Annotated in this window: 23 protein-coding genes and 2 pseudogenes; 15 read left to right on the top strand and 10 right to left on the bottom strand. The window is 62.3% G+C overall.

The annotated features are described in order from the left end of the window. The first annotated feature begins 156 nt into the window (after nucleotides 1-156). From NR164_RS09210 to NR164_RS09195, 4 genes are read left to right on the top strand one after another with little or no spacing between them, the layout of a single operon-like run. A complete protein-coding gene (locus NR164_RS09210; protein WP_017847011.1) occupies nucleotides 157-459 on the top strand; it encodes a PepSY domain-containing protein in 303 nt (100 codons plus the stop codon). After that, complete coding sequence (locus tag NR164_RS09205; protein WP_017847012.1) at nucleotides 459-770, top strand: PepSY domain-containing protein; 312 nt, start codon at nucleotides 459-461, stop codon at nucleotides 768-770. Before NR164_RS09210 ends, NR164_RS09205 begins: the two co-directional genes overlap by 1 nt. Further along, a complete protein-coding gene (locus NR164_RS09200) occupies nucleotides 770-1,438 on the top strand; it encodes a response regulator transcription factor (RefSeq protein WP_046384042.1) in 669 nt (222 codons plus the stop codon). The genes NR164_RS09205 and NR164_RS09200 overlap by 1 nt, the downstream gene beginning before the upstream one ends. Beyond that, on the top strand, nucleotides 1,435-2,748 hold the full coding sequence (locus NR164_RS09195; RefSeq protein WP_256822654.1) for a sensor histidine kinase: 1,314 nt from the start codon (nucleotides 1,435-1,437) through the stop codon (nucleotides 2,746-2,748). Before NR164_RS09200 ends, NR164_RS09195 begins: the two co-directional genes overlap by 4 nt. A 246-nt stretch (nucleotides 2,749-2,994) precedes the next feature. Here NR164_RS09195 and NR164_RS30535 read toward each other — a convergent pair whose 3' ends face one another. Both NR164_RS30535 and NR164_RS30530 read right to left on the bottom strand, forming a co-directional pair. Further along, nucleotides 2,995-3,750: a methyl-accepting chemotaxis protein gene (locus NR164_RS30535; RefSeq protein WP_370737510.1), complete on the bottom strand. Its 756-nt coding sequence runs from the start codon at nucleotides 3,748-3,750 to the stop codon at nucleotides 2,995-2,997. A 102-nt stretch (nucleotides 3,751-3,852) separates the two neighbouring features. Continuing rightward, nucleotides 3,853-3,999, bottom strand: a pseudogene (locus NR164_RS30530) (HAMP domain-containing protein); the annotation flags it as partial. A 1,372-nt stretch (nucleotides 4,000-5,371) separates the two neighbouring features. On the opposite strand from NR164_RS30530, the gene NR164_RS09185 reads away from it, so the two are divergent. The 3 genes and pseudogenes from NR164_RS09185 (at nucleotide 5,372) to NR164_RS30520 (ending at nucleotide 8,443) form a co-directional block, all read left to right on the top strand. Beyond that, nucleotides 5,372-6,691 (top strand): Na+/H+ antiporter family protein, encoded by a 1,320-nt coding sequence (locus tag NR164_RS09185; RefSeq protein ID WP_164887027.1) that lies wholly within the window; start codon nucleotides 5,372-5,374, stop codon nucleotides 6,689-6,691. A gap of 72 nt (nucleotides 6,692-6,763) precedes the next feature. Next, nucleotides 6,764-7,585, top strand: a pseudogene (locus NR164_RS30525) (cache domain-containing protein); the annotation flags it as partial. Between the two features lie 36 nt (nucleotides 7,586-7,621). Then, nucleotides 7,622-8,443, top strand: coding sequence for a methyl-accepting chemotaxis protein (locus NR164_RS30520; protein ID WP_370737509.1), 822 nt, complete (start codon nucleotides 7,622-7,624; stop codon nucleotides 8,441-8,443). A 6-nt stretch (nucleotides 8,444-8,449) separates the two neighbouring features. Here the strand turns inward: NR164_RS30520 and yegQ are convergent, their stop codons facing one another. Beyond that, complete coding sequence (gene yegQ, locus NR164_RS09175) at nucleotides 8,450-9,772, bottom strand: tRNA 5-hydroxyuridine modification protein YegQ (protein WP_079443293.1); 1,323 nt, start codon at nucleotides 9,770-9,772, stop codon at nucleotides 8,450-8,452. Nucleotides 9,773-9,932: 160 nt separating this feature from the next. On the opposite strand from yegQ, the gene NR164_RS09170 reads away from it, so the two are divergent. Beyond that, the gene (locus NR164_RS09170; protein ID WP_017847019.1) at nucleotides 9,933-11,000 is read left to right on the top strand and encodes an AI-2E family transporter; all 1,068 of its coding nucleotides are present in this window, start codon (nucleotides 9,933-9,935) and stop codon (nucleotides 10,998-11,000) included. A 3-nt stretch (nucleotides 11,001-11,003) separates the two neighbouring features. On the opposite strand, the gene NR164_RS09165 is transcribed toward NR164_RS09170, so the two are convergent. The 3 genes from NR164_RS09165 to NR164_RS09155 form a co-directional block, all read right to left on the bottom strand. Then, nucleotides 11,004-11,177, bottom strand: coding sequence for a hypothetical protein (locus NR164_RS09165; protein WP_046384036.1), 174 nt, complete (start codon nucleotides 11,175-11,177; stop codon nucleotides 11,004-11,006). Between the two features lie 91 nt (nucleotides 11,178-11,268). After that, entirely contained in the window at nucleotides 11,269-11,463 is a 195-nt protein-coding gene (locus tag NR164_RS09160) for a hypothetical protein (protein WP_017847021.1), read from the bottom strand. A 245-nt stretch (nucleotides 11,464-11,708) separates the two neighbouring features. Then, nucleotides 11,709-12,062 carry a hypothetical protein gene (locus NR164_RS09155; protein ID WP_046384035.1) on the bottom strand — a complete coding sequence of 118 codons (354 nt, stop codon included), beginning with the start codon at nucleotides 12,060-12,062 and terminating at the stop codon, nucleotides 11,709-11,711. 156 nt (nucleotides 12,063-12,218) lie between these two features. Here NR164_RS09155 and NR164_RS09150 point away from each other — a divergent pair, with 156 nt between their 5' ends. After that, nucleotides 12,219-13,037, top strand: a complete 819-nt coding sequence (locus NR164_RS09150; RefSeq protein ID WP_046384034.1) for a shikimate 5-dehydrogenase — start codon at nucleotides 12,219-12,221, stop codon at nucleotides 13,035-13,037. A gap of 60 nt (nucleotides 13,038-13,097) precedes the next feature. On the opposite strand, the gene NR164_RS09145 is transcribed toward NR164_RS09150, so the two are convergent. Further along, the gene (locus tag NR164_RS09145; protein WP_017847024.1) at nucleotides 13,098-13,748 is read right to left on the bottom strand and encodes a YceH family protein; all 651 of its coding nucleotides are present in this window, start codon (nucleotides 13,746-13,748) and stop codon (nucleotides 13,098-13,100) included. A 116-nt stretch (nucleotides 13,749-13,864) separates the two neighbouring features. Between NR164_RS09145 and NR164_RS09140 the strand changes: the two genes are divergently transcribed. Continuing rightward, complete coding sequence (locus NR164_RS09140) at nucleotides 13,865-14,374, top strand: DUF1993 family protein (RefSeq protein WP_017847025.1); 510 nt, start codon at nucleotides 13,865-13,867, stop codon at nucleotides 14,372-14,374. 83 nt (nucleotides 14,375-14,457) lie between these two features. On the opposite strand, the gene sstT is transcribed toward NR164_RS09140, so the two are convergent. Next, nucleotides 14,458-15,678 (bottom strand): serine/threonine transporter SstT, encoded by a 1,221-nt coding sequence (gene sstT, locus NR164_RS09135; RefSeq protein WP_256822651.1) that lies wholly within the window; start codon nucleotides 15,676-15,678, stop codon nucleotides 14,458-14,460. A 230-nt stretch (nucleotides 15,679-15,908) separates the two neighbouring features. Between sstT and NR164_RS09130 the strand changes: the two genes are divergently transcribed. Next, a complete protein-coding gene (locus NR164_RS09130) occupies nucleotides 15,909-17,063 on the top strand; it encodes an MFS transporter (RefSeq protein ID WP_046483161.1) in 1,155 nt (384 codons plus the stop codon). A gap of 4 nt (nucleotides 17,064-17,067) precedes the next feature. On the opposite strand, the gene nhaR is transcribed toward NR164_RS09130, so the two are convergent. Next, a complete protein-coding gene (gene nhaR, locus NR164_RS09125) occupies nucleotides 17,068-17,970 on the bottom strand; it encodes a transcriptional activator NhaR (protein WP_017847030.1) in 903 nt (300 codons plus the stop codon). Between the two features lie 134 nt (nucleotides 17,971-18,104). On the opposite strand from nhaR, the gene NR164_RS09120 reads away from it, so the two are divergent. The 4 genes from NR164_RS09120 to mnmH all read left to right on the top strand — a co-directional run bounded on the left by NR164_RS09120 (nucleotide 18,105) and on the right by mnmH (nucleotide 21,368). Beyond that, nucleotides 18,105-18,356, top strand: a complete 252-nt coding sequence (locus NR164_RS09120; RefSeq protein ID WP_017847031.1) for a hypothetical protein — start codon at nucleotides 18,105-18,107, stop codon at nucleotides 18,354-18,356. Nucleotides 18,357-18,384: 28 nt separating this feature from the next. Then, on the top strand, nucleotides 18,385-19,134 hold the full coding sequence (locus tag NR164_RS09115; protein ID WP_017847032.1) for a TerC family protein: 750 nt from the start codon (nucleotides 18,385-18,387) through the stop codon (nucleotides 19,132-19,134). Between the two features lie 96 nt (nucleotides 19,135-19,230). Continuing rightward, nucleotides 19,231-20,265: a selenide, water dikinase SelD gene (gene selD, locus NR164_RS09110; protein WP_057004903.1), complete on the top strand. Its 1,035-nt coding sequence runs from the start codon at nucleotides 19,231-19,233 to the stop codon at nucleotides 20,263-20,265. Further along, a complete protein-coding gene (mnmH, locus tag NR164_RS09105; RefSeq protein ID WP_256822650.1) occupies nucleotides 20,265-21,368 on the top strand; it encodes a tRNA 2-selenouridine(34) synthase MnmH in 1,104 nt (367 codons plus the stop codon). Before selD ends, mnmH begins: the two co-directional genes overlap by 1 nt. A 38-nt stretch (nucleotides 21,369-21,406) precedes the next feature. Here the strand turns inward: mnmH and NR164_RS09100 are convergent, their stop codons facing one another. After that, nucleotides 21,407-22,462, bottom strand: a complete 1,056-nt coding sequence (locus NR164_RS09100) for a permease (protein WP_026140034.1) — start codon at nucleotides 22,460-22,462, stop codon at nucleotides 21,407-21,409. Nucleotides 22,463-22,489: the final 27 nt, after the last annotated feature.

Here is a 22,489-nt window from a genome sequence, read left to right as displayed (position 1 = left end):
GGTCTCTGTTGAAGCGAGCGGGGCAGTATAGAAAATCTCGCCGGGTGAAGGAAAACGCGGGTGACGCGAATTGCCATGGTGGCAATTCAGTTTCAGTTAAGTTGCCGCGGATACGCTGTCGGGTGTAGGACAAATATCGTGAAACGGAGACTCAGCATGAAGCGTCTTACAATGCTGGTCGCCGCCGGGTTCATTGCCTCTTTGGCGGCACAGGCCCAGGCAGTCGACCCCGACAAGTCACTCCGCGGGCCCGGCACTGTTACTATTGTCGCCTTCGATCAGCTGGACGCTACGGCCCTGGCCTTGCATCCCGGTTCGACCCTGCTGGACACCGACCTGGACGAGGTCTACGGCAAGTACCTCTACGAGGTCGAACTGGAGGATGTCGACGGCATCGAATGGGAGGTTGAATTGGACGCGCTCACCGGGCATGTGCTCAAGAATCATCAGGATACGTAATGAAGGTATATCGACGCGCCGCTGGCTGGGCGGGGCTGGTGCTCCTGGCGTTTTGCTCAAGCCTGTCAGCCCGCGACCTCAACCAGGACGAAGCCTTGGCACTGCGCCAGCAGGGGGTGATCCTGCCGCTCGAGCAACTGTTGCAGCAGGCCATGGCGCGCCACCCCGGCTCGCGGCTGCTGGAAGCGGAGCTTGAGAAAAAGGACGAGCAATATGCCTATGAAGTGGAACTGGTGACGACCGACGGTGTGGTGCGCGAGATCAAACTCGACGCCACCAGCGGTGCGCTGATCAAAGACGAGGAAGACTGATGCGCCTGCTGTTGGTGGAAGACAACGTACCGCTGGCCGATGAACTGCTGGCCGGCCTGCAGCGCCAGGGCTATGCCGTCGATTGGCTGGCCGATGGGCGCGATGCCGCGTACCAGGGCCGCAGCGAACCCTATGACTTGATCATCCTCGACCTCGGCCTGCCCGGCTTGCCCGGGCTTGAGGTGTTGGCGCAATGGCGCGCGGCCGCGCTGGCCACCCCGGTGCTGATCCTCACCGCGCGCGATTCCTGGGCCGAGCGCATCGAAGGGCTCAAGGCCGGCGCCGACGATTACCTGAGCAAACCGTTTCACCCCGAAGAACTGCACCTGCGTGTCCAGGCGCTGTTGCGCCGCTCCCATGGCCAGGCCAACCAGCCGACCTTGCAAGCGGCCGGCCTGCACCTGGATGAAGGGCGCCAATGCGTGCTGCGCGACGGCGACGAAATCCAGCTGACCGCCGCCGAGTTTCGCTTGCTGCGCTATTTCATGTTGCACCCGCAACAGATCCTATCGAAAAGCCATCTGGCCGAGCATTTGTATGACGGTGAGACCGAGCGCGATTCGAATGTGCTCGAAGTCCACGTCAACCACCTGCGCCGCAAATTGGGCCGCAGCGTGATCGAGACCCGGCGCGGCCAGGGTTACCGGTTCGGCGCCAGTCCTGCATGAAGTCGATCCAGCGGCACCTGAGCCTGGGGCTGATCAGCGTGATGGTGGTGGTCGGCGTGGTGCTGGCGCAAACCAGCCTGTGGTTGTTCGAAGCCGGTTTGCAGCGCTATTTGGAGGCCGGTCTGCGCAACGACAGCGAGAACCTGCTGGTGGCGCTGGTGCGCGGGCCGAATGGCGTGCAACTCGACGAGCAACGCCTGGCGCCGGCCTATCAGCGGCCGTTCTCGGGGCATTATTTCCGTATCGATTTCGCCGACATCCACTGGCGCTCCCGCTCGTTGTGGGACCAGGAGCTGCCACGCCTGCCCGCGGCCGGGCTCAAGGGCAATCTGCAGCTGGGGCCGGAAGGCCAGCAACTGTTGGTACTGCGTTCGGACTACAAGCGCTTCGGCCAATTGATTTCCATCAGCGTGGCCCAGGACTACACGCCCGTGCGTGAAAGCTTTCGGCTGATGCGTCAGATCGGCCTGGTGCTGGGGGTGGCGGCCCTGTTGCTGGTGTTGATCCTGCAACGGGTCACGGTCCGTCGCGCCTTGCGCCCGCTGGAAGTTGCGCGCAACCAGATCGCCCAGCTGCAACAGGGCCAGCGCTCGCAACTCGACACCCAGGTGCCGCAGGAGCTGGAACCGCTGGTGGCGCAGATCAACCACCTGCTGGCTCACACTGAAGACAGCCTCAAGCGTTCACGCAATGCCCTGGGCAACCTCGGCCACGCGCTGAAAACCCCGCTGTCGGTGCTGTTGAGCGCGGCGTCGAGCGAAGCGCTCAAGGATCAGCCGCGCTTGCGCACGCTGCTGCGCCAACAGCTTGAACAGGTGCAACAGCGCCTCGACCGCGAACTCAACCGCGCACGCCTGGCCGGCGACACCCTGCCCGGCGCCTTGTTTGATTGCGCGAACGAACTGCCGGGCCTGCTGGCGACCCTGAACATGGTCCACGGCGACCACCTGGACTTGAGCCACCACGCCGTCCCTGGCCTGCAATTGCCCTGGGACCGCGAAGACCTGCTGGAGCTGCTCGGCAACCTGCTGGATAACGCCTGCAAATGGGCGGATGCGCAGGTGCGCCTGAGCATCGGCGAGACGCCGCACAGTTACCTGCTGGCGGTGGAAGACGACGGCCCCGGCATTCCCGAAGCCCAACACGACCGGGTGTTCAGCCGTGGTACGCGCCTGGATGAACAGACCGACGGCCATGGCCTGGGCCTGGGGATCGTGCGCGATATCGTTGAGGTGTGGGGCGGGGTGTTGCAGTTGCAGGAAAGCCAACTGGGCGGGCTCAAAGTGCTGATCGAACTGCCCAAACGCTGAGGTCGATCAAAAAGGGGGGGAGGGGGCTTGCTCCGGTACAGACCGGAGACATCCTTTACGTTTGAAACCGGAGACATCGTTTACATGTATTAATCATGGCCAGGCGATGACCAGCCGATCAAAAGTGTGGGAGGGGGCTTGCCCCCGATAGCGGTGAATCAGTCGATGTAGCCTTTGACTGACCCACTGCAATCGGGGGCAAGCCTCCTCCCACATTGGATTTCCTTCAGAGTCGGTGTCGGTCACTCACACCTGGAAATGATCCATCAACCCCTGTTGCTGATTGGCCAGGTGGTTCAACGCCTGGCTGACGCGCGCCGATTCGTTGGCCTGTTCCGACAGCGACTCGGTGACATCGCGGATTGTCGCCACGTTGCTGTTGATCTCCTCGGCCACTGCGCTTTGCTCTTCGGCGGCGCTGGCGATCTGTAGGTTCATGTCGCTGATCACTGTGACCGCGGCGCCGATCTGGCGCAGGGCGGTGACCGCCTCGCCGACTTGTTCGACGCTGCTCTGGGCCTGGCGATAGCTGTTGCCCATGGCGCCGACCACATCGGTGGTGCCGCTTTGCAGTTGCTCGATCACCAGGCGGGTTTCTTCCACCGACTCCTGGGTGCGACGCGCCAGGTTGCGCACTTCGTCGGCGACCACGGCAAACCCACGGCCGGCCTCACCGGCCCGGGCCGCTTCGATGGCGGCGTTGAGGGCCAGCAGGTTGGTCTGCTCGGCGATGCCGCGAATCACTTCGAGCACCGAGCCGATCTGCGCACTGTTGGTCGCGAGGCCTTCAACCTGGGCCATGGCGGTGCTCATGTCCGCCGCCAGATGGCCGATGTTGGTGGTGGTGCGGTCGATCACCTGCAGGCCGTCACGGGTGGCCTGGTCGGCATCGCGCGCGGCTTGGGCGGCCTGGGCCGCACTGCGGGCGACGTCCTGGGCGGTGGCGCTCATTTCATGGGAGGCGGTGGCCACCTGGTCGACCTGGCGGTATTGCTGCTCCATGCCGGCGCTGGTTTCGCTGGCGATCGCGGCGGATTGGTCGGCGGTGCCGCGGGCGTCCTGCACCGAGCGTTTGACCTCGGCGATGATCGGCTGCAGTTTGTCGAGGAAGCGGTTGAACCAGCCGGCCAGTTGCCCCAACTCGTCCTGTTTGGCGTAGTCCAGGCGACGGGTCAGGTCGCCTTCGCCGCTGGCGATGTCTTCGAGCATGTGCGCCACGCTCAGGATCGGCCGGGTCACGCTGCGCGCCATCAGCCACACCAGTCCCAGGCCGATCACGGCGGCGAGCAGGCCCAGGCTCAACTCGAGCAGGGTGCCGCGGGCGTTGTCGGCGTCCAGTTGCGCCTTGAGCGCTTCGGCCGGGCCTACCAGGATTTTTTCCGGCACATCCAGCAACACGCCCCACGGCTTGCCGCCGGGGATCGGCGTGAACGGTGCCAGGACCTTGAGTCGATGGTCGGCGCGCAGGCTGCTGATCCGCGTACTGCCGGCCAGGGCGCTGAGCAATTGCGCGCCGCTGGCGGTGTCGACCTGGTCCAGACGCTGGCTGAGCTTGCTCGCATCCGGGCTGTAGCCGGCCAGCAAGCCGGTGGCGCTGAGAATGCTGACCTGGGTCTGGCCGTCATACAGCGTGTGGCTCGCCTGCTGGCTCACCGCCTGCAGGCTGTTGAGGTTGATGTCCACCGACAGCGAGGCGATGACTTTGCCATTCACTATCAGCGGGAACACGAGGCTGGTCATCAGTACGTTTTGGCCGTCGATGACATAGAAGTACGGTTCGATCACACACGGTTTGAGGGTGGTGCGTGGGCAGGTGAACCAGGCGTTGGCCTTTTCTCCACTCGGGCCGATGCTGGTGTCGGACATGTCGCTTTCGGGCAGCGACATGGCGGTGAGTTTGCCGGGCGTCGGCTGTGACCAATAGAGGGCGAATCGGCCTTTGTCGTTGCTGCCCAGCTCTGGCTGGTTGACGAACAGCTCATCCTTGCCGTCCAGGGCATTGGCTTCGAACACCAGGGACAAGCCGAGCAGGTCGGGGTTGGCCTGCAAGGCGGCCTTGACCTGGCGGGTCAAGTCTTCACGGGTGTCGAAGGCGTCAAGGAAGCGCTTTTCTGCCTGTTCGCGCAGGAACAGCACCTGGCGGGAAAACCCGTGACCGTATTGATAGGCATCCATGAACTGCTGGCGGATGCCCAGCGCCTGCGCTTCGCCCTGGGCTTCGATACGCGCCCGGGCCGCTTCGTCGAGCATGTGCATGCTGGAGGCTTTGACCTGCTGCGAACTCTGTTCCATGCGATACAGCGACAGACCCACCAGCAGGGTCACGATCCCCAGCAGGCAGAGGCCGGCGAGCAGGGTGATTTTCCATTGAATGGACAGCTGTCTGAGGGACATCGCGGAGCATCCTTTACCTGAAAACATAGAGAGCCTTTATATCGGCGGCTGTATTTTTTTCTTTATTCAAACGTTCAATTTAAATTTGCAGACGACGTCGTTTTTTGACATGCGACCGCGCCTGCTGCAAAGTGCGCGCCCTCTAATAAGACCTCCTTCCAGCCTGCACACCGGCAGTCATGCCGGTGCGGGCATGCCTGTATTTTGTTTTTTGCTTGAGGTAACCATGATTAACGCAGTCATCGCCGCGGTCGGCACCATGCTGGTGCTCAGCTTGTCCCGCGTGCATGTGGTCATCGCCATCATCGTCGGCGCCCTGGTGGGCGGGCTGACCGGTGGCCTGGGCATCGACGCCACGCTCCAGGCCTTCAACGGTGGGCTGGGTGGTGGCGCGACAGTGGCTTTGTCCTACGCATTGCTCGGCGCTTTCGCGGTGGCGATTGCCAAGTCCGGCCTGGCCCATGCCCTGGCGGACAAGGCGCTGCTGCTGGTCGATCGCCAGGAAGCCAGCGGCGGCAGCCATGTCAAATGGCTACTGATCGGCCTGCTGTGGGTGGTGGCGATTGCCTCGCAAAACATCCTGCCGATTCATATCGCGTTTATCCCGCTGCTGGTGCCGCCGTTGCTGTACGTGCTGACCAAACTGCAACTGGACCGTCGCCTGATCGCCTGCGTGATGACCTTCGGTTTGATCACGCCCTACATGTTCCTGCCGGTGGGCTTCGGCAACATCTTTCTCAACCAGATCCTGCTGGCCAACGTGGCCAAGAGCGGCGTGGATATCAGCCAGGTCAATGTGACCCACGCCATGGGCCTGCCGGCGCTGGGCATGGTGGTCGGCCTGCTGGTGGCGGTGTTTGTCAGCTACCGTAAAAAGCGCGTGTACGACCTGGAGAAAATCGAGCGGGTCGAACAGGTCGCGGTGCAATACAACCCACTGACCCTGCTGGTGGCCGGCCTGGCGATCGCCTCGGCGTTCATCATTCAGTTGTGGTTGGACTCGATGATCATCGGCGCCCTGGCCGGGTTTTTGATTTTCTCGGTATCGGGCATTGTGCGCTGGCGCGAGACCGACGACCTGTTCACCGAAGGCATGAAGATGATGGCGATGATCGGTTTCATCATGATTGCCGCTTCAGGCTTCGCCGAAGTGCTCAAGGCCACCGGTGACGTGCGCTCGCTGGTGGAAACGTCGGCGGCGTTCATCGGCCATAGCCGTGGAATCGGGGCGTTGCTGATGTTACTGGTGGGGCTGCTGGTGACCATGGGCATCGGTTCGTCGTTTTCCACGGTGCCGATCCTGGCCGCGATTTTCGTGCCGCTGTGTGTGCAACTGGGCTTCAGCCCGCTGGCCATTGTGTGCATCGTCGGCACGGCCGGCGCCTTGGGCGATGCCGGTTCGCCGGCGTCGGACTCGACCCTGGGCCCGACCTCCGGCCTGAATATCGACGGCCAGCACCACCATATCTGGGACACCGTGGTGCCGACGTTCCTGCATTACAACATCCCGCTGCTGGTGTTTGGCTGGGTGGCGGCGATGACGCTCTGACGAGGTCGTCCTACAGAATCCGCGCAACTGGCCGTTAACCTCTCAAGCCGCCACTAATAAGAGAGAAAAGCCATGCGTCTGAGCCTGAAGGTCAAAGTCCTGTGCCTGGCCATAGTGCCGGTGCTGTTGTTTGCGTTGGTGATCAGCCTGACCACGGTGTGGATCCTCAAGGGGCAAGCGCGCAACGAGGTGGATGAGACCCGCCAGCACTTGCTCGACGCCGCCAAGGCCACTCTGCAGAGCTATGTGGAAGTGGCCATGACCACCATCAAACCGCTCTACGACGCCGCCGCCCCGGGCGATACGGCGGCGCGTGCCAAGGTGGTCAAGCTGCTGTCCAATACCAGCTACGGCAAGGATGGCTACTTCTTCGGCTACGACTCCGAAACCATCCGCCTGTTCAAGGGCAACAGCCCAGACGGCGTGGGCAAGAGCTTCAAGGACAACCGCGACCCCAATGGCGTCTACGTCAACCGCGACCTGGTCAAGGTCGGCAAGGACGGCACCCACTACCTGCAATACAGCTCGACCCAGCCCGGCCAGACCGAACTGGTGCCCAAGCTCGGCTACACCGAATACCTGCCCAAGTGGGACATGGTATTCGGCACCTCGGTCAACCTGGATGGCATCGATGCCCAGGTGGCGGTGGTCGAGGCCAAGGTCAAGAAGCGCATGGAGGGCGTATTGCTGAGTATCTTCGGTGTGGCCGTGCTGGTGCTGCTGGTGATTGCGGCGGCGGGCATGGTCCTGGCCAATACCATCCTGCGTCCGCTGCATCTGATGAAAGCCAACCTCGACGATATCGCTGCCGGTGAGGGCGACCTGACGCGGCGCCTGGCTATCACCAGCCAGGATGAGCTGGGCGATCTGGCCGGGGCCTTCAACCGGTTTGTCGAAAAGATCCACGGTTTGGTGCGCCAGATCACCGAAATGACCGCGCAACTCACCGGGCTGGTGGGCCAGGTGTCCGACCAGGCGCAGCGTTCGGAGCAGGCCATGGAGCGTCAGCGTCACGAGACCGACCAGGTGGCCACCGCGATCAATCAAATGTCTTCCGCCGCCCAGGAAGTGGCGCGCAGTGCCCAAGGCGCTTCCGTGGCTGCGCAACAGACCGACGCCGAGGGCCAGGCCGCCAAGCGCGTGGTGGACGGCAGCATCGCGCAGATCCATGCGTTGGTGAACGATATCCGCAGCAGCGGCGTGTCCCTCGACAGCTTGCAGCAGGATGTGTCGTCGATTGTCAGCGTGCTCGGCGTTATCCGCTCGATTGCCGAGCAGACCAACCTGTTGGCCCTTAACGCCGCGATCGAAGCGGCGCGGGCGGGGGAGGCCGGTCGCGGCTTTGCCGTGGTCGCCGACGAAGTGCGTGCCCTGGCCAGTCGTACCCAGACCAGCACCCAGGAAATCCAGGGCATGATCGATCGCCTGCAAAAAGGCACCGTCGCCGCCGTGGAGGCCATGCGCCGCTCCAGCGATGCCGGGGACGGCACCTCGGCCCAAGCCAACGAAGCCGGGGCGTCGCTGGACACCATGGCGCAGTTGATCGGCACCATCAACTCGATGAACGCGCAAATTGCCAGCGCCGCCGAAGAGCAGACCGCGGTGGCCGAAGAGATCAACCGCAGCGTGCATCAGATTGCCGTGGCGGTCGACAGCGTGGCCGATGAAACCCAGTTGGGCGCCCAGACGTCGCGCAGCCTGGCCGACCTCGGCCAGCGCTTGGGCCAACTGGTGGCTCAGTTCAGGATCTGAACGGGGTTACTCGACGTCGCGCATCAACAGGCCGAAACGCAGATCCATCTGCGCCGGCAAGGGCACATACACCGTGTGCCCATCCCCCGGCGCCACCTCGATGGCTTCGCCCTTGGCGTTGTGCAGGGTGGCCAGGTCGAAGTGAAAGTTGCCGGCGGGGGTCATCAGTTCCAGGTGATTGCCCACCGCAAAGCGGTTCTTCACCTTGACCTCCGCCAGCTCGCCCCGGCGCTCGCCGGTCAATTCGCCGACGAACTGCTGACGTTCCGACACCGAACTGCCGTTCTGGTAGTTCTGGTACTCGTCGTGTACATGGCGACGCAGGAAACCTTCGGTGTAGCCGCGTTGGGCCAGTGACTCCAGGTTGGTCATCAGGTTGCGGTCAAATTCGCGACCGGCCACGGCGTCATCGATGGCCTGGCGATACACCTGGGTGGTGCGCGCGCAGTAGAAGTGGGACTTGGTGCGGCCTTCGATCTTCAACGAATGCACGCCCATGCGGGTCAGGCGCTCCACATGCTGCACCGCGCGCAGGTCCTTGGCGTTCATGATGTAGGTGCCGTGCTCGTCTTCGAAGGCGGGCATCTGTTCATCCGGGCGGTTGGCCTCCTGCAACAGGAACACCTGATCGGTCGGCGCGCCAATGCCCAGTGTGGGTTCCGGCTGATATTCCTGGACGATATCGCCGGTGACGTTTTCCACCGCCGGCGTGGCCTGGTATTTCCAGCGGCAGGCGTTGGTGCAGGTGCCTTGGTTGGCGTCGCGCTTGTTCATATAGCCGGAGAGCAGGCAGCGCCCGGAATAGGCCATGCACAACGCGCCATGGACAAACACTTCCAGCTCCATGGCCGGCACTTGCTCGCGGATTTCGCCGATCTCTTCCAAGGACAATTCCCGCGACAGGATCACCCGGCAGATGCCCTGCTGTTGCCAGAATTCCACACTGGCCCAGTTCACGGTATTGGCCTGCACCGACAAGTGGATGGGCATCATCGGGAAGTGGCGACGCACCAGCATGATCAGCCCGGGGTCGGACATGATCAACGCATCCGGGCCCATGGCGATCACCGGGGCCAGGTCCTTGAGGAAGGTCTTCAGCTTGGCGTTGTGCGGCGCGATGTTGACCACCACGTAGAAACGCTTGCCCAGTGCATGGGCTTCCTCGATGCCCAGGGCCAGGTTGGCGTGGTCGAATTCGTTGTTGCGCACGCGCAGGCTGTAGCGCGGCTGGCCGGCGTATACCGCATCGGCGCCGTAGGCGAAGGCGTAGCGCATGTTTTTCAGGGTGCCGGCGGGGGCGAGCAGTTCGGGTGCAAGGACGAGAGACATGGGGAGTGGGGCCCAAAAGGCCGCGAGCGTAGCCGAACGCGTGCAGGGATTTATTGATCCAGGTCTACGCTTGCTGCAACAAAAAAGGCACTCCCGGGATTTGCGACGGACTAAGCACGTGGACGCAAGCGTGCGCCCGGCTTTTTGACCTGGATCGGACATGAATCAAACCAACCTGCAATTCAAGACTCTGCTGTTACTGCTGGCCCTGGTGACCGTTGCCTTTATCTGGATATTGCTGCCGTTTTACGGCGCGGTGTTCTGGGCGGTCATCCTGGGCATCATCTTTGCCCCGATGCAGCGGCGCCTGCAGGTGAAATCAGGCTGGAACCGCAACCTGACCTCCCTGGCCACCCTGACGGTGTGCCTGGTGATTGCGATTCTGCCGGTGATCATCACCAGCGCCTTGCTGGTGCAGGAGGGGGCCACGCTGTACAAAAATGTCGAAAGCGGCAAGCTGGACGTGGCCGGGTATATCGAACAGTTCAAGAACTTCCTGCCACCTTATTTTCAGCACCTTCTGGACCGCTTCGGCATGGGCAACCTGGAAAGCCTGCGCGAGAAAATCGTCAAGAGTGCGATGCAGGGCAGCCAGTTCTTCGCCAGTCAGGCGTTCAGCTTTGGCCAGGGCACGTTCGATTTCCTGGTGAGTTTTTTCATCATGCTGTATCTGCTGTTTTTCCTGCTGCGTGACGGCCCGGAGCTGGTGCGAAAAGTCCGCACGGCGGTGCCGCTGGCCGAGCCGCAAAAGCGCCGCCTGCAACTCAAGTTCAACCGCGTGGTGCGCGCCACGGTCAAGGGCAACGTGTTGGTTGCCGTGACCCAAGGGGCGTTGGGCGGTTTGATCTTCTGGTTTCTGGACATTCCCAGCGCGTTGCTCTGGGCGGTGCTGATGGCGTTTTTGTCGCTGCTGCCGGCGGTGGGCGCGGGGATCGTGTGGGGGCCGGTGGCGGCGTACTTCCTGTTGAGCGGGGCGATCTGGCAAGGCGTGGTGCTGAGCCTGTTCGGTGTGTTCGTCATCGGCCTGGTGGATAACGTGCTGCGCCCGATTCTGGTGGGCAAGGACACCAAGATGCCGGACTACCTGATTCTGATCTCGACCCTGGGCGGCTTGTCGGTGTTCGGCCTCAACGGCTTCGTGATCGGGCCGCTGGTGGCGGCGTTGTTCATGTCCAGCTGGGCGTTGTTTGTCGAAAGCAAGCCGCGGCTCAAGTTGCCGTTGCCCTAGGCCTCAGGCGCGCAGCCTGAAGGTTGCCGCTTGTTGCTCGGCAGCCGATAACGACGTGAGCGGGCCGCTGACGGGTTCGCCATCGTGCATCAGGTACCAGCAGGCGAGTATACCCAGCTTGCGCAGGGGGGCAGGAACGGCGCTGCCGATGACGGACATGATCTGAATAGTGGGCATATGGACCTCCAATCGCTATGAGGGTCACCTTACGGGGTGCCAGCGTCGAGGAAAAATCACCCGGCTTGATAGTCGACATCAACGCCAGGCGTCACTCCACCACTTGATCGAGCATGTGTACCACTTCTTGCTCATTGAGCAGGCCTTTGCGCACCAGGCTTTCGGTCAGCAGTGCGAGGAATTTTGCGCTGCGGTGGCCTTCCAGGTGCTTGAGTTCGGTCAGTGCGCTGTAGACCTTGCTGGACGTACAGAGTCCGGCTACGTGGTGTGGGTTTTGCGTGGGCATGGTCAGCCGTCCTTGTTGTTATCGGGTTCAGAGGTGGGATAGTGAAAGTGAGTCGTGACACAAACATGACAGCGCTAGACCCGGTCGGGCAAGTAGACTTTCGGCTTCGATGATGTGGGATTACGACTCGGCCATTGTCCTTATAGCGACCTTGGTACGATCAATCCGCACGAGGTGCGATAAAACGCCATGCAAAAAAAGGCCCCGCGGGTGGGCGAGGCCGGTTCAGGCAGATCGGTTCAAGCTTACCAACCGCGACCATAGTAGCCGTGGGGGTGGCCGTAATAGCCACGCGGTGGCCCGTAATACACCGGCGCCGGGCGGTAATAGACTTCTTGTTGCACATACACCGGCGGCGGTGGTGCGTAGTACACAGGCGGCGGTGCGGCGTAAACCGGTTGCGGTTGCACATACACCGGCTGCTGCACATAGACTTCACGGGGTTGGCTGGCAACCACGGAGCCTACGACGGCGGCGCCGACTAACGCACCCAAGACGGCCGGACCACCCCATCCACCACCGTGGGCGGAGGCTTGGCCTGCCATAGCGAGTGCACCGATAAGCAAGGCGATCTTGGGGATTTTACGAATCATGGTCATTCCTCGGTTAGCCCCTGCGCTTGTGGCCTGCAATCAATTGGCTCAAGTAATGTCGCGGGGATACTTTTAAGACAACGTATTTCTGAAAAACAGCACGGCCGATTGGTAAAGATTGTGTAAGGTCTGTACCGATTTGCTTACTTCAAGGAGTTACCCATGCAGATGCACCCCAACAAGGATACCCAACTGTGCATGTCACTGTCGGCGCGTCCCGGGAATTTCGGCCTGCGATTTCATAACCATTTGTATGAACAACTGGGTCTGAATTTCTACTATAAAGCCTTCAGCAGCCAGGATTTAGCCGGCGCGATCGGCGGTATCCGGGCGTTGGGGATTCGCGGTTGCGGGGTGTCGATGCCGTTCAAGGAGGCCAGTATTGCCCTGGTGGACGAACTGGACAGTTCGGTCAAAGCCATCGCGTCCCTGAACACCATCGTCAACACGGCCGGCCATCTCAAGGCCTACAACACCGACTACATCGCCATCGCGCAACTGTTGAAAAAGCATGCAGTGCCGACAGATTCGACCTTTGCCCTGCGCGGCAGCGGCGGCATGGCCAAAGCCGTGGCCAGTGCCCTGCGCGACGGCGGGTATGCCAATGGCGTGATCGTGGCGCGTAACGAAGCGGCGGGCAGGGCGCTGGCGCAGAGCCTGGGTTATCAATGGCAGGCGCAATTGGGCGATCTGCGCCCGCAGATGTTGATCAACGTCACGCCGATCGGCATGACCGGCGGGGCCGAGGCCGATCAGTTGGCTTTCGAGGCTGACGCGGTGGACCAGGCGCAGACTGTGTTCGATGTGGTGGCGATCCCGGCGGAAACACCGTTGATCGTGCGCGCACGTGCCCAAGGCAAGCGCGTGATCACCGGGCTGGAAGTGATCGCGATCCAGGCGCTGGAGCAGTTTGTGTTGTACACCGGGGTGCGGCCGACCCAGGAGCAGTTCGAAAGCGCCGTCGCGTTTGCGCGAGGCTGAACAGCGCGGCCAATCACCTGTAGGAGCAGGCAAGCCGGCTCCTACAGGGGGTTGAGCGTGTCAGGCCTGTTCCAGCTGTGCCAGCCGTTCTTCGAGCGCGGCAATCCGCGCTTCCAGCTCTTCGATGCGCTCGACTGAGACCCCGCCGGCCCCGCGTTCCACCGGGTTGCCGCGCGCCGCGATAATCGCCTCGATATCCGCCGGGTCGCCCAGCGCGTGGGTATAGCGATCCTCGCGTTGCCCCGCCTGGCGCGGCACCAGCACGGCCAGCCCCCGCGCAATCAGGCGTTCCAACTGGTGTACGACCTGGTCGGCGTCTTCGAAGTCATGCATGCGCCCGCTGCGGGTCAGCAGTTCGTTGACCGTCTGCGGCCCACGCAGAAACAGCAGCCCGGTCAGGATCACCTGGGCCGGCACCAATTCCAGGGCCTTGTCGACCCGGTGTTCCCAGCGGTCGGCGCGGCTGCCCATGACCAGGCGGGTGAAACCCTGGCCTTCCAGCACGCGCAGGCTTTGGCCGACCTGGCCTTGACTGAGGTTCATCACCGGCTCGCGGCTGGTCTTCTGGTTGCACGCCAGCACCAGCGCGTTGAGGGTCAGGGGGTAGGTTTCCGGGTTGGTCGCCTGTTTTTCGATCAGGCAGCCCAGGATGCGGATTTCCGTGCTGTTCAGGCGCGGCTCAGGGGTGTCGGTATCGTGCTCAGCGGTCATCGCGCTTTCCCTATGCAGTGAACGCACTAGCCTAATCCTGAAAAAATAAAAGACAAGCGGCCGGCATGGCTATAATCGCTGCTGGTTCCAACCCAGCCCTTACCGATGAGACTGTCATGACTATTTCCCTGTACGCCGCTTCCGTCCCAGTCTTCAAGCAAATGCTCACCGCCCTGAGCGGTGTGCTGGACAAAGCCGAAGCCCACGCCACCGCGAAGAACATCGAACCCAACGCCTTGCTGCAAGCGCGCCTGTTCCCGGACATGTTCCAACTGGTGCGCCAGGTGCAGATCGCCGTCGACTTCGCCAAGGGCGTTTCCGCGCGCCTGGCCGAGATCGAAGTGCCGAAATACGAAGACAACGAAGTGACCTTCGCCGACCTGCAAGCGCTGATCGCCAAGGTCCTGGCGTTTATGGACAGCATCAAGCCCGAGCAAATCGACGGCAAAGAAGGCATCGAGATCATCACTCGCCCAGGCACGCCGAAAGAGAAACGCTTCAGCGGCCAGTCCTACCTGCTGACCTACGGCCTGCCGCAGTTCTTCTTCCACGTCACCACCGCCTACGCGCTGTTGCGTCACAACGGTGTGGAAGTGGGCAAGCGTGATTACATGGGTGCTTTCTGAATAACCGTGTACTGAGCGCATAAAATAAAAAAGCCCGGGGTCGTTCCGCTGTGAACGGCCCCGGGCTTTTTTGCGAGCGCTGTTTAAACCGGCTGCTCTTCCTTGCCCAGGCACGCCGCCGCAGTAAACAGCACATCGGTGGACGAGTTGAGCGCGGTTTCCGCCGAGTCCTGCAACACACCGATGATGAAACCTACGGCCACCACCTGCATGGCGATATCGCTGGAGATGCCGAACAGGCTGCACGCCAGCGGGATCAGCAGTAGCGAACCGCCGGCCACGCCCGACGCACCGCACGCGCAAATGGCGGCGACCACGCTGAGCAGCACGGCGGTGGGCAGGTCTACGATGATGCCCAGGGTGTGTACGGCGGCCAGGGTCAACACGGTGATGGTGATCGCCGCACCCGCCATGTTGATGGTGGCGCCCAGCGGGATCGACACCGAGTAGGTGTCTTCATGCAGGCCCAGGCGTTTGCTCAACGCCAGGTTCACCGGAATGTTCGCCGCCGAACTGCGGGTGAAGAATGCCGTGATGCCGCTTTCGCGCAGGCACATCAATACCAGTGGGTAGGGGTTGCGGCGCAGTTTCCAGAACACGATGGCCGGGTTGATCACCAGCGCCACGAACAGCATGCAGCCGATCAGCACCACCAACAGGTGGGCGTAACCGAGCAGGGCGCCGAAGCCGGAGGTGGCCAGGGTCGAGGCCACCAGGCCGAAAATCCCCAGGGGCGCGAAGCGGATCACCACGCGCACGATCAAGGTCACGCCGTTGGACAGGTCATCGAGCACCGTGCGAGTGGTTTCGCCGGCATGGCGAATCGCGATGCCCATGCCGATGGCCCAGGCCAGAATGCCGATAAAGTTGGCGTTCATCAGCGCGCTCACCGGGTTGTCCACCACGCTCAGCAACAGGCTCTGCAACACCTCGCCTATGCCGCCGGGGGCGCTCACGGTGGCGTCGTGGGTGGCGAGCACCAGCGGCGAGGGAAACAGCGTGCTGGCGATCACTGCAACCACGGCGGCCGCGAAGGTGCCCAGCAGGTAGAGGAACAGGATCGGCTTGATGTGGGTTTCCTGGCCGTGTTTGTGGTTGGCGATCGACGCCATCACCAGCACGAACACCAGGATCGGCGCCACGGCCTTCAGCGCGGTGACAAACACTTTGCCAATGAAACCGGTGGCCCTGGCGGCGTCGGGCGACACGAAGGCGAGCAGAATGCCGGCGATCAGGCCGATGACGATTTGCGTGACCAGGCTGACGCGCGTGAGTCGTTGGAAAAGGGAAGGGGCAGCAGTCATAAACGGTTGTCTCTGGTTTTTTTAGTAGGACGCAGCATTGCAGGTGGAGCGCGCTGTAGGAAGCGGGCGCGGAGTCTATCATGCTGTAGGAAATGTCCCTGTTGATGCGGCATTCCGTCACCCATTTGCGGCCAATTCGCACAGATCCTGTTAATATCGCCGTCTCTCATCTTTCTTCTTCGTCAGCGGGCCTCCGGGCTTTCGTTGATGTTGTCGTTTCTGGAGTTTTCATGCTGTTTCCCATCCTGCTGCTGTCGGCCGCCGGTTTTACCGTGCTGACCACAGAATTCATTATCGTCGGCCTGTTGCCGTCGATTGCCCGGGACCTGAATGTCAGCGTGTCCCAGGCCGGCCTGCTGGTGACGCTGTTTGCGTTCACCGTGGCGGCGTTCGGCCCGTTTCTCACGGCCTACTGCGCGCGGTTCCAGCGCAAGCGCCTGTTCATCACGATTTTGATCATGTTCGCCGTGGCCAATGGCGTGGCGGCGCTGGCGCCGAATATCTGGGTGATGTCCCTGGCGCGCTTGATTCCGGCGTTGGGTTTGCCGGTGTTCTGGGCGCTGGCCAGTGAAACGGCGGTGGACATCGTCGGCCCGGCATACGCCGGTCGCGCCATCGAGAAGATCGGCTTCGGGATCGTCTGCGCCACCGTCTTCGGCATTCCGGTGGGCACGTTGATTTCCGATATGTTCGGCTGGCGCAGCGCGTTTGCGGTCCTCGCGGTGATTGCCTTGGCCAAGGCGCTGCTGCTGTTTGTCTACCTGCCGGTGACACAGGCGAAGAACGCGCAGGTGACGTTGCGCTCGCAATTCAAGCTGCTGCGCAGTCCATTGATGCAGGGGCATATCCTGCTGTCGATCCTGGTCTTCAGCGGCATGTTCACCGCCTACACCTACCTTGCCGACATCCTTGAGCGCCTGGCCGGCTTCGACGGCACGCTGGTCGGCTGGTGCCTGATGGGCTTTGGCGCGGTCGGGTTGATCGGCAACTCCCTGGGCGGCCGCGCGGTGGATCGCCACCCCTTGATTGCGTCGATGGTGTTCTGCGGGTTCATGATCGGCGGCATGGTCGCGTTGGTGCCGGCGATTCACTCCACCATCGGCCTGGCGGCGGCGATGGCCGTGTGGGGCGTGACCCAGGCGGCGATGTTCCTGGTCAGCCATGTGCGGCTGATGAAGGCCGCGCCGCATGCGCCGGCGTTTGCCGCGTCGCTGAATATTGCCGGTGGAAACCTCGGTATCGGTCTCGGCGCCTTGGTCGGTGGGCATGTGATCGACACCCTCGGCCTGGCCAGCCTGGGCCTGGCTGCGTCCGGGTTCATCCTGGTGTCGATGCTGCTGGCGCTGTGGCTGATGAGCGCCAAACCGCTGCCGACTGGCGCTTGAACCCTCAGGGCAGGGCGGTGAACAGTTCTCGCCTGGCGCCTTCGGTAATCGCCACGATGCCGGGATGCTTGACCTTGCGTTCCACCGAAATCGCATAGAACGATTCGGTCACTGCCTCGGTCTGGCCAATCAGCGCGACGCCGTACTGGCGCACCACCTCATCGGCGATCACGCTGGGGGCGATAAAGATCCCGCTGCCGGATTGGCCGAATGCCTGCATCAAGGCACTGTCGTCGAACTCGCCGATGATCTTCGGTTGGATCTGTTGCTCGGCAAACCAGCGCAGCAAGCGGCTGCGCACTACGGTCTCCGCCCCCGGAATCAATAGCGGCGCGCCCTGTAAACACTGTGGGAAAACGCCGCGGTGTCGGTCAGCCAATGCTTGGGTAGCGAAAAAACTGATGCCGCATTCACCCAACTTCTGGCTGTAGCCTTTGATGTCCAGATGCGTGGGCATGGGGCTGTCGGAAATCACTAGGTCGAGGCGCTGGATCGCCAGGTCGGCGAGCAGGCGTTCGAGTTTGTCTTCGCGGCAGGTGATGCGGATCGGCTCGCTGAGCTCCATGGTCGGCGCGATCAGCCGGTAGACGATGGATTTGGGCACCACATCCGCCACCCCGACGCGAAACAGAATCTGCTGCTCATTCGGCTGGGCGCGCAACATCGCCTCCAACTCGTTGCCGGTCTGGAACATCTGCTCGGCATAGGGCAACGCCTGGCGCCCGGCTTCGGTCAGCTCGAGCTGACGGCCGACCCGCTGAAACAGGGCGATACCGAAGGTTTGCTCGAGCAGACTGATCTGCCCGCTGATGGTCTGGGGGGTGAGGTTCAGTTGCTCACAGGCGCGCACGATGCTGCCGGTCTTGGCCACCACCCAGAAGTAATGCAATTGTCGGTAATTGAGCATGCCGGCCTACACTTCGTTAAAACCGAAGTATACGCGAGAAAAATACGAATTTTCCTGAAGTGTTCCCCTGCATAGAATGCATCGCTATCGAGGGGCCACTATTTGGACCCAATGGTTCTAATGAGGAAAACATCATGAAACTCAATTCTCTGGGCGCGGCATCGTTGCTTGCGCTTTCATTAGTAGTGGTCAGCGGTTGTGATCAGGTCGAAAAAAGCGCACAGCAGGTGATGGGCAAGGCCAGCGAATCGGCCAAGCAAGTGATCGATGACACCCACAAGGCCGCCGAGCAGGCATTGAGTGAAGCGACCCAAGGCCTGATCAGTCCGCAGAAAAAAGACGATCAGCCGCAAAACGAGTCTGAATCGACGCGTAAAGAAGCCTAATTTCCCAGCACAACGTCAGGATTGATCTATGGACTACCTTGTACAACTGGCCGCCAGCCCTACCGCCTGGGTCGCACTGGCGACCTTGATCGTGATGGAAATCGTGCTGGGCATCGATAACCTGATCTTTATCTCGATCCTCACCAACAAATTGCCCGAGCAGCACCGGGCCAAGGCGCGGCGCATCGGCATCAGCATGGCGTTGGTGTTGCGCCTGGGCCTGTTGAGCACCATTGCGTTCATCGTGCAGTTGACCACGCCAGTGTTTGAGATCCTCGGCCAGGCGTTTTCGTGGAAGGACATGATCCTCATCGCCGGCGGCCTGTTCCTGGTCTGGAAGGCAACCACCGAGATCCATCAAAGCATGGACCCGGAGCCTGAAGAGAAGGCCAGCAGCGGCAATGCCGTGTCCATCGGTTTTGCTGCGGCCATCGGCCAGATCCTGATGCTCGACCTGGTGTTCTCCATCGACAGCATCATCACCGCCGTGGGCATGACCGAGCATTTGCCGATCATGATCGTTGCCGTGGTGACCTCGGTCATCGTGATGCTGGTGGCGGCTGAACCGCTGGCCAAGTTCATCCACGACAACCCGACCGTGGTGATGCTGGCCCTGGGCTTCCTGATCATGATCGGCATGACCCTGATCGCCGAAGGCTTCGGCGCCCATGTGCCAAAAGGCTACGTGTATGCGGCCATGGCGTTCTCGGCGGCGATCGAGTGCTTGAACATCGCCCGGCGCAACCGCCACAAGCGGTTGCTGGCCGCCCGCCAGTAATCGCAGCACCCCAAAAAGGCCGGCTGTGCTCGTAAGAGCCCCGCCGGCTTTTTGCCGTCTGTTAGAATCCGCGCACTTGATAGCTTGAGGTCCACCATGAACGAGCCGATTCGCCTTACCCAGTACAGCCATGGCGCGGGGTGTGGCTGCAAGATTTCGCCCCAGGTATTGGAAGTGATCCTCGCCGGCAGCGGCGCACAGAACCTTGACCCCAACCTGTGGGTGGGCAACGCCTCGCGGGATGATGCGGCGGTGTACGCCATCGACGACGAGCGCGGCGTGGTCTCCACCACTGATTTTTTCATGCCGATTGTCGATGACCCGTTCGACTTCGGCCGGATCGCCGCCACCAACGCGATCAGCGACATCTACGCCATGGGCGGCGACCCGTTGATGGCCATCGCCATTCTGGGCTGGCCGGTGAATGTCCTGGCGCCTGAGGTTGCCCGCGAAGTGATCCGTGGCGGCCGCTCCGTGTGCGACGAGGCCGGCATTCCCCTGGCCGGTGGCCACTCCATCGATGCGCCGGAGCCCATCTTCGGCCTGGCCGTGACCGGCATCGTGCAAAAGCGCCATATGAAGCGCAACGACACCGCCACCGTCGGCTGCCGTTTGTACCTGACCAAGCCCCTGGGCATCGGCATCCTGACCACTGCCGAAAAGAAGGGCAAATTGCGCGAGGCGGATATCGGCCTGGCTCGTGACTGGATGTGTACCCTCAACAAGCCTGGCAGCCGCTTCGGCAAACTGGCCGGCGTCACGGCAATGACCGACGTCACCGGCTTCGGGCTTTTGGGCCACTTGGTGGAAATGGCTGACGGCAGCGGCGTGACGGCACGCATCGAATACGACAAAGTCCCACGCCTGCCCGGGATCGAGGACTACCTGGACCAGGGCTGCATGCCGGGCGGCACCTTGCGCAACTTCGACAGCTACGCGAGCAAGCTCGGGCGCCTGCAGGAGCTGCACAAGCGCGTGCTGTGTGACCCGCAGACCAGCGGCGGCCTGCTGATCGCCGTTACGCCCGCGGGCGACGCCGAGTTTCATGCGGTCGCCAGCGAACTGGGCCTGACCCTTGAGCCCATCGGTGAATTGGTTGAGCGACAGACCCACGCGGTAGAGGTGTTTTGATGGCGACTGACATCACCGACTACCGCGACATCTTCCTCAACGACCGGCCGATGATGGATACCCGCGCGCCGGTCGAGTTCGCCAAGGGCGCGTTCCCGGGCGTGGTCAACCTGCCACTGATGACCGATGACGAGCGTCAGCGGGTCGGCACTTGTTACAAACAGCAGGGCCAGCAAGCGGCTATCGTGCTCGGGCACGAACTGGTGTCCGGGGCGATCAAGGCCGGGCGTATCGAGCAATGGGCGCGGTTCGCCCAGGCCAATCCCGATGGCTACCTGTACTGTTTTCGTGGCGGGCTGCGCTCGCAGATCGTGCAGCAATGGCTGAAAACCGAAGCCGGTATCGAGTACCACCGCGTCGGCGGCGGCTACAAAGCCATGCGTGGTTTTTTGCTGGAGACCGTCGAACAGGCGGTCGCCGAGTGTGATTTCGTGTTGCTGGGCGGCATGACCGGCACTGGCAAGACCGAAGTGCTCGGCCAACTGCGCAACGCCCTGGACCTGGAGGGCCACGCCAACCATCGCGGTTCCAGCTTCGGCAAGCGGGCCACGGTGCAACCGTCCAACATCGACTTCGAGAACCGCCTGGCGGTGGACCTGCTAAAAAAACGCGCGGGCGGCGTCGAGCAGTTTGTGGTCGAGGATGAGAGCCGCATGATCGGCAGTTGTGCGCTGCCGTTGCCGTTGCACAAGGGCATGCAGACCTTTGCGATGGTGTGGCTGGAAGACACTGTCGAAGGTCGGGTCGAACGTATCCTGCGCGATTACGTGGTCGACCTTTGCGCCGAATTCATCGCGGTATTTGGCGAAACCGGCTACGTCCTGTTTGGCGAGCGCCTGACCCAGAGCCTGGCCAATATCCACAAGCGCCTGGGCGGCGAGCGTTTCCAGCGGTTGCAGGCGATTCTGCAGGACGCCCTGGCGGAACAGACCCGCAGCGGCGCTGTGGACCTGCACCGGGTGTGGATCGAAGGGTTGCTGCGCGAGTACTACGACCCGATGTACGCCTTCCAGCGTGAAAGCAAAGGCGCGCGCATCGAGTTTGTCGGGGAGCAGGCAGCGGTGGTGGAGTATTTGCGCGAGCGTGGTGCGTTGCGAGGTTGATGCTTGCCTGCAATAAGGCCCTCAACCCCGCCTGCCACTTACAGAATCGCCGCTCCAATCAAGCCGCAGACCACGCCTACCAGCATGGTCAAGCCGGCCACGGTGACCAGCACCCGCGCGTCGAAATCCTTGCGCAACATCAGCAGCGACGGCAGGCTCACGCTCGGCAGGGTCATCAACAGGGCCACAGCCGGGCCGCTGCCCATGCCCAGCGTCATCATGGTTTGTACGATAGGAATCTCCGCGGCGGTCGGAATCACGAACAGCGTGCCGACAATCGCCAGCGGCACCAGCCACAGCAGGCTGTCGGCCATCGCCCCATCCACATGAGGAAACAGCCAGACCCGCGCCGCGCCCAACACCAGCACTGCCAGGATATACACCGGGATCGTGCTCCAGAACAGTTGCCACAGGGTGCGCAACCAGCGGCTGAAAAACGGTTGCGACTCGATCACGCTGGCCTCGGCCACCGCGCCCAGCGCTGCTTCCGGCACTTGTTCCGGGCGCGCGATGCGCTGGGCCACCAGGGACACGCCCACCACCAGCACAATCCCCGCCACCAGCCTTAACGCCGTGAAGCCCCAGCCCAGCACAAACCCCATGAATACCAGGGTGGCCGGGTTCAGCACCGGGTTGGCGATCCAGAACGCCAGCGCCGCGCCCACCGACACTTGCTGCCGGCGCATGCCCGCCGCCACCGGTGCCGCGCAGCAACTGCACATCATTCCGGGCAGCGCGAACAGCCCGCCGCGCAGGGTCGAACCCAGCCCGGCACGCCCGAACAGGCGCAGCAGCCAGTCGCGGGGGATCAACACTTGCAGCAACGAGCCCAAGATCACCGCCAAAACGGCGGCTTTCCAGATCGCCAGGAAATACACCTGGGCGTAGGCCAGCGCCGCGGCCAGTGGCGAGGTTTGCTGGTCATTGAGAATCGACGCGCCGATGCTGTGGTTGTCGGCGGCGACGAACGCCTTGAAGTAGTAGGGCGACCACTTCACGTAGTAGAGGCCGATGCAGGCGACCAGCAGGAACAGCGCTGGTTTCCACCAGAACGACCAGCCCCGGTTGGGCTGGGTGGAGACGAGGTTGGACATGGTGTTGATCCGCAGATGAGTCAATAG

Origin of the sequence: Pseudomonas sp. Pse79 (genome assembly GCF_024519615.1) — a bacterium.
Lineage (GTDB): Bacteria > Pseudomonadota > Gammaproteobacteria > Pseudomonadales > Pseudomonadaceae > Aquipseudomonas > Aquipseudomonas veronii.
The sequence above is the reverse complement of the archived record's forward strand: the minus strand, read 5'-3'. Positions and strand labels throughout refer to the sequence as shown.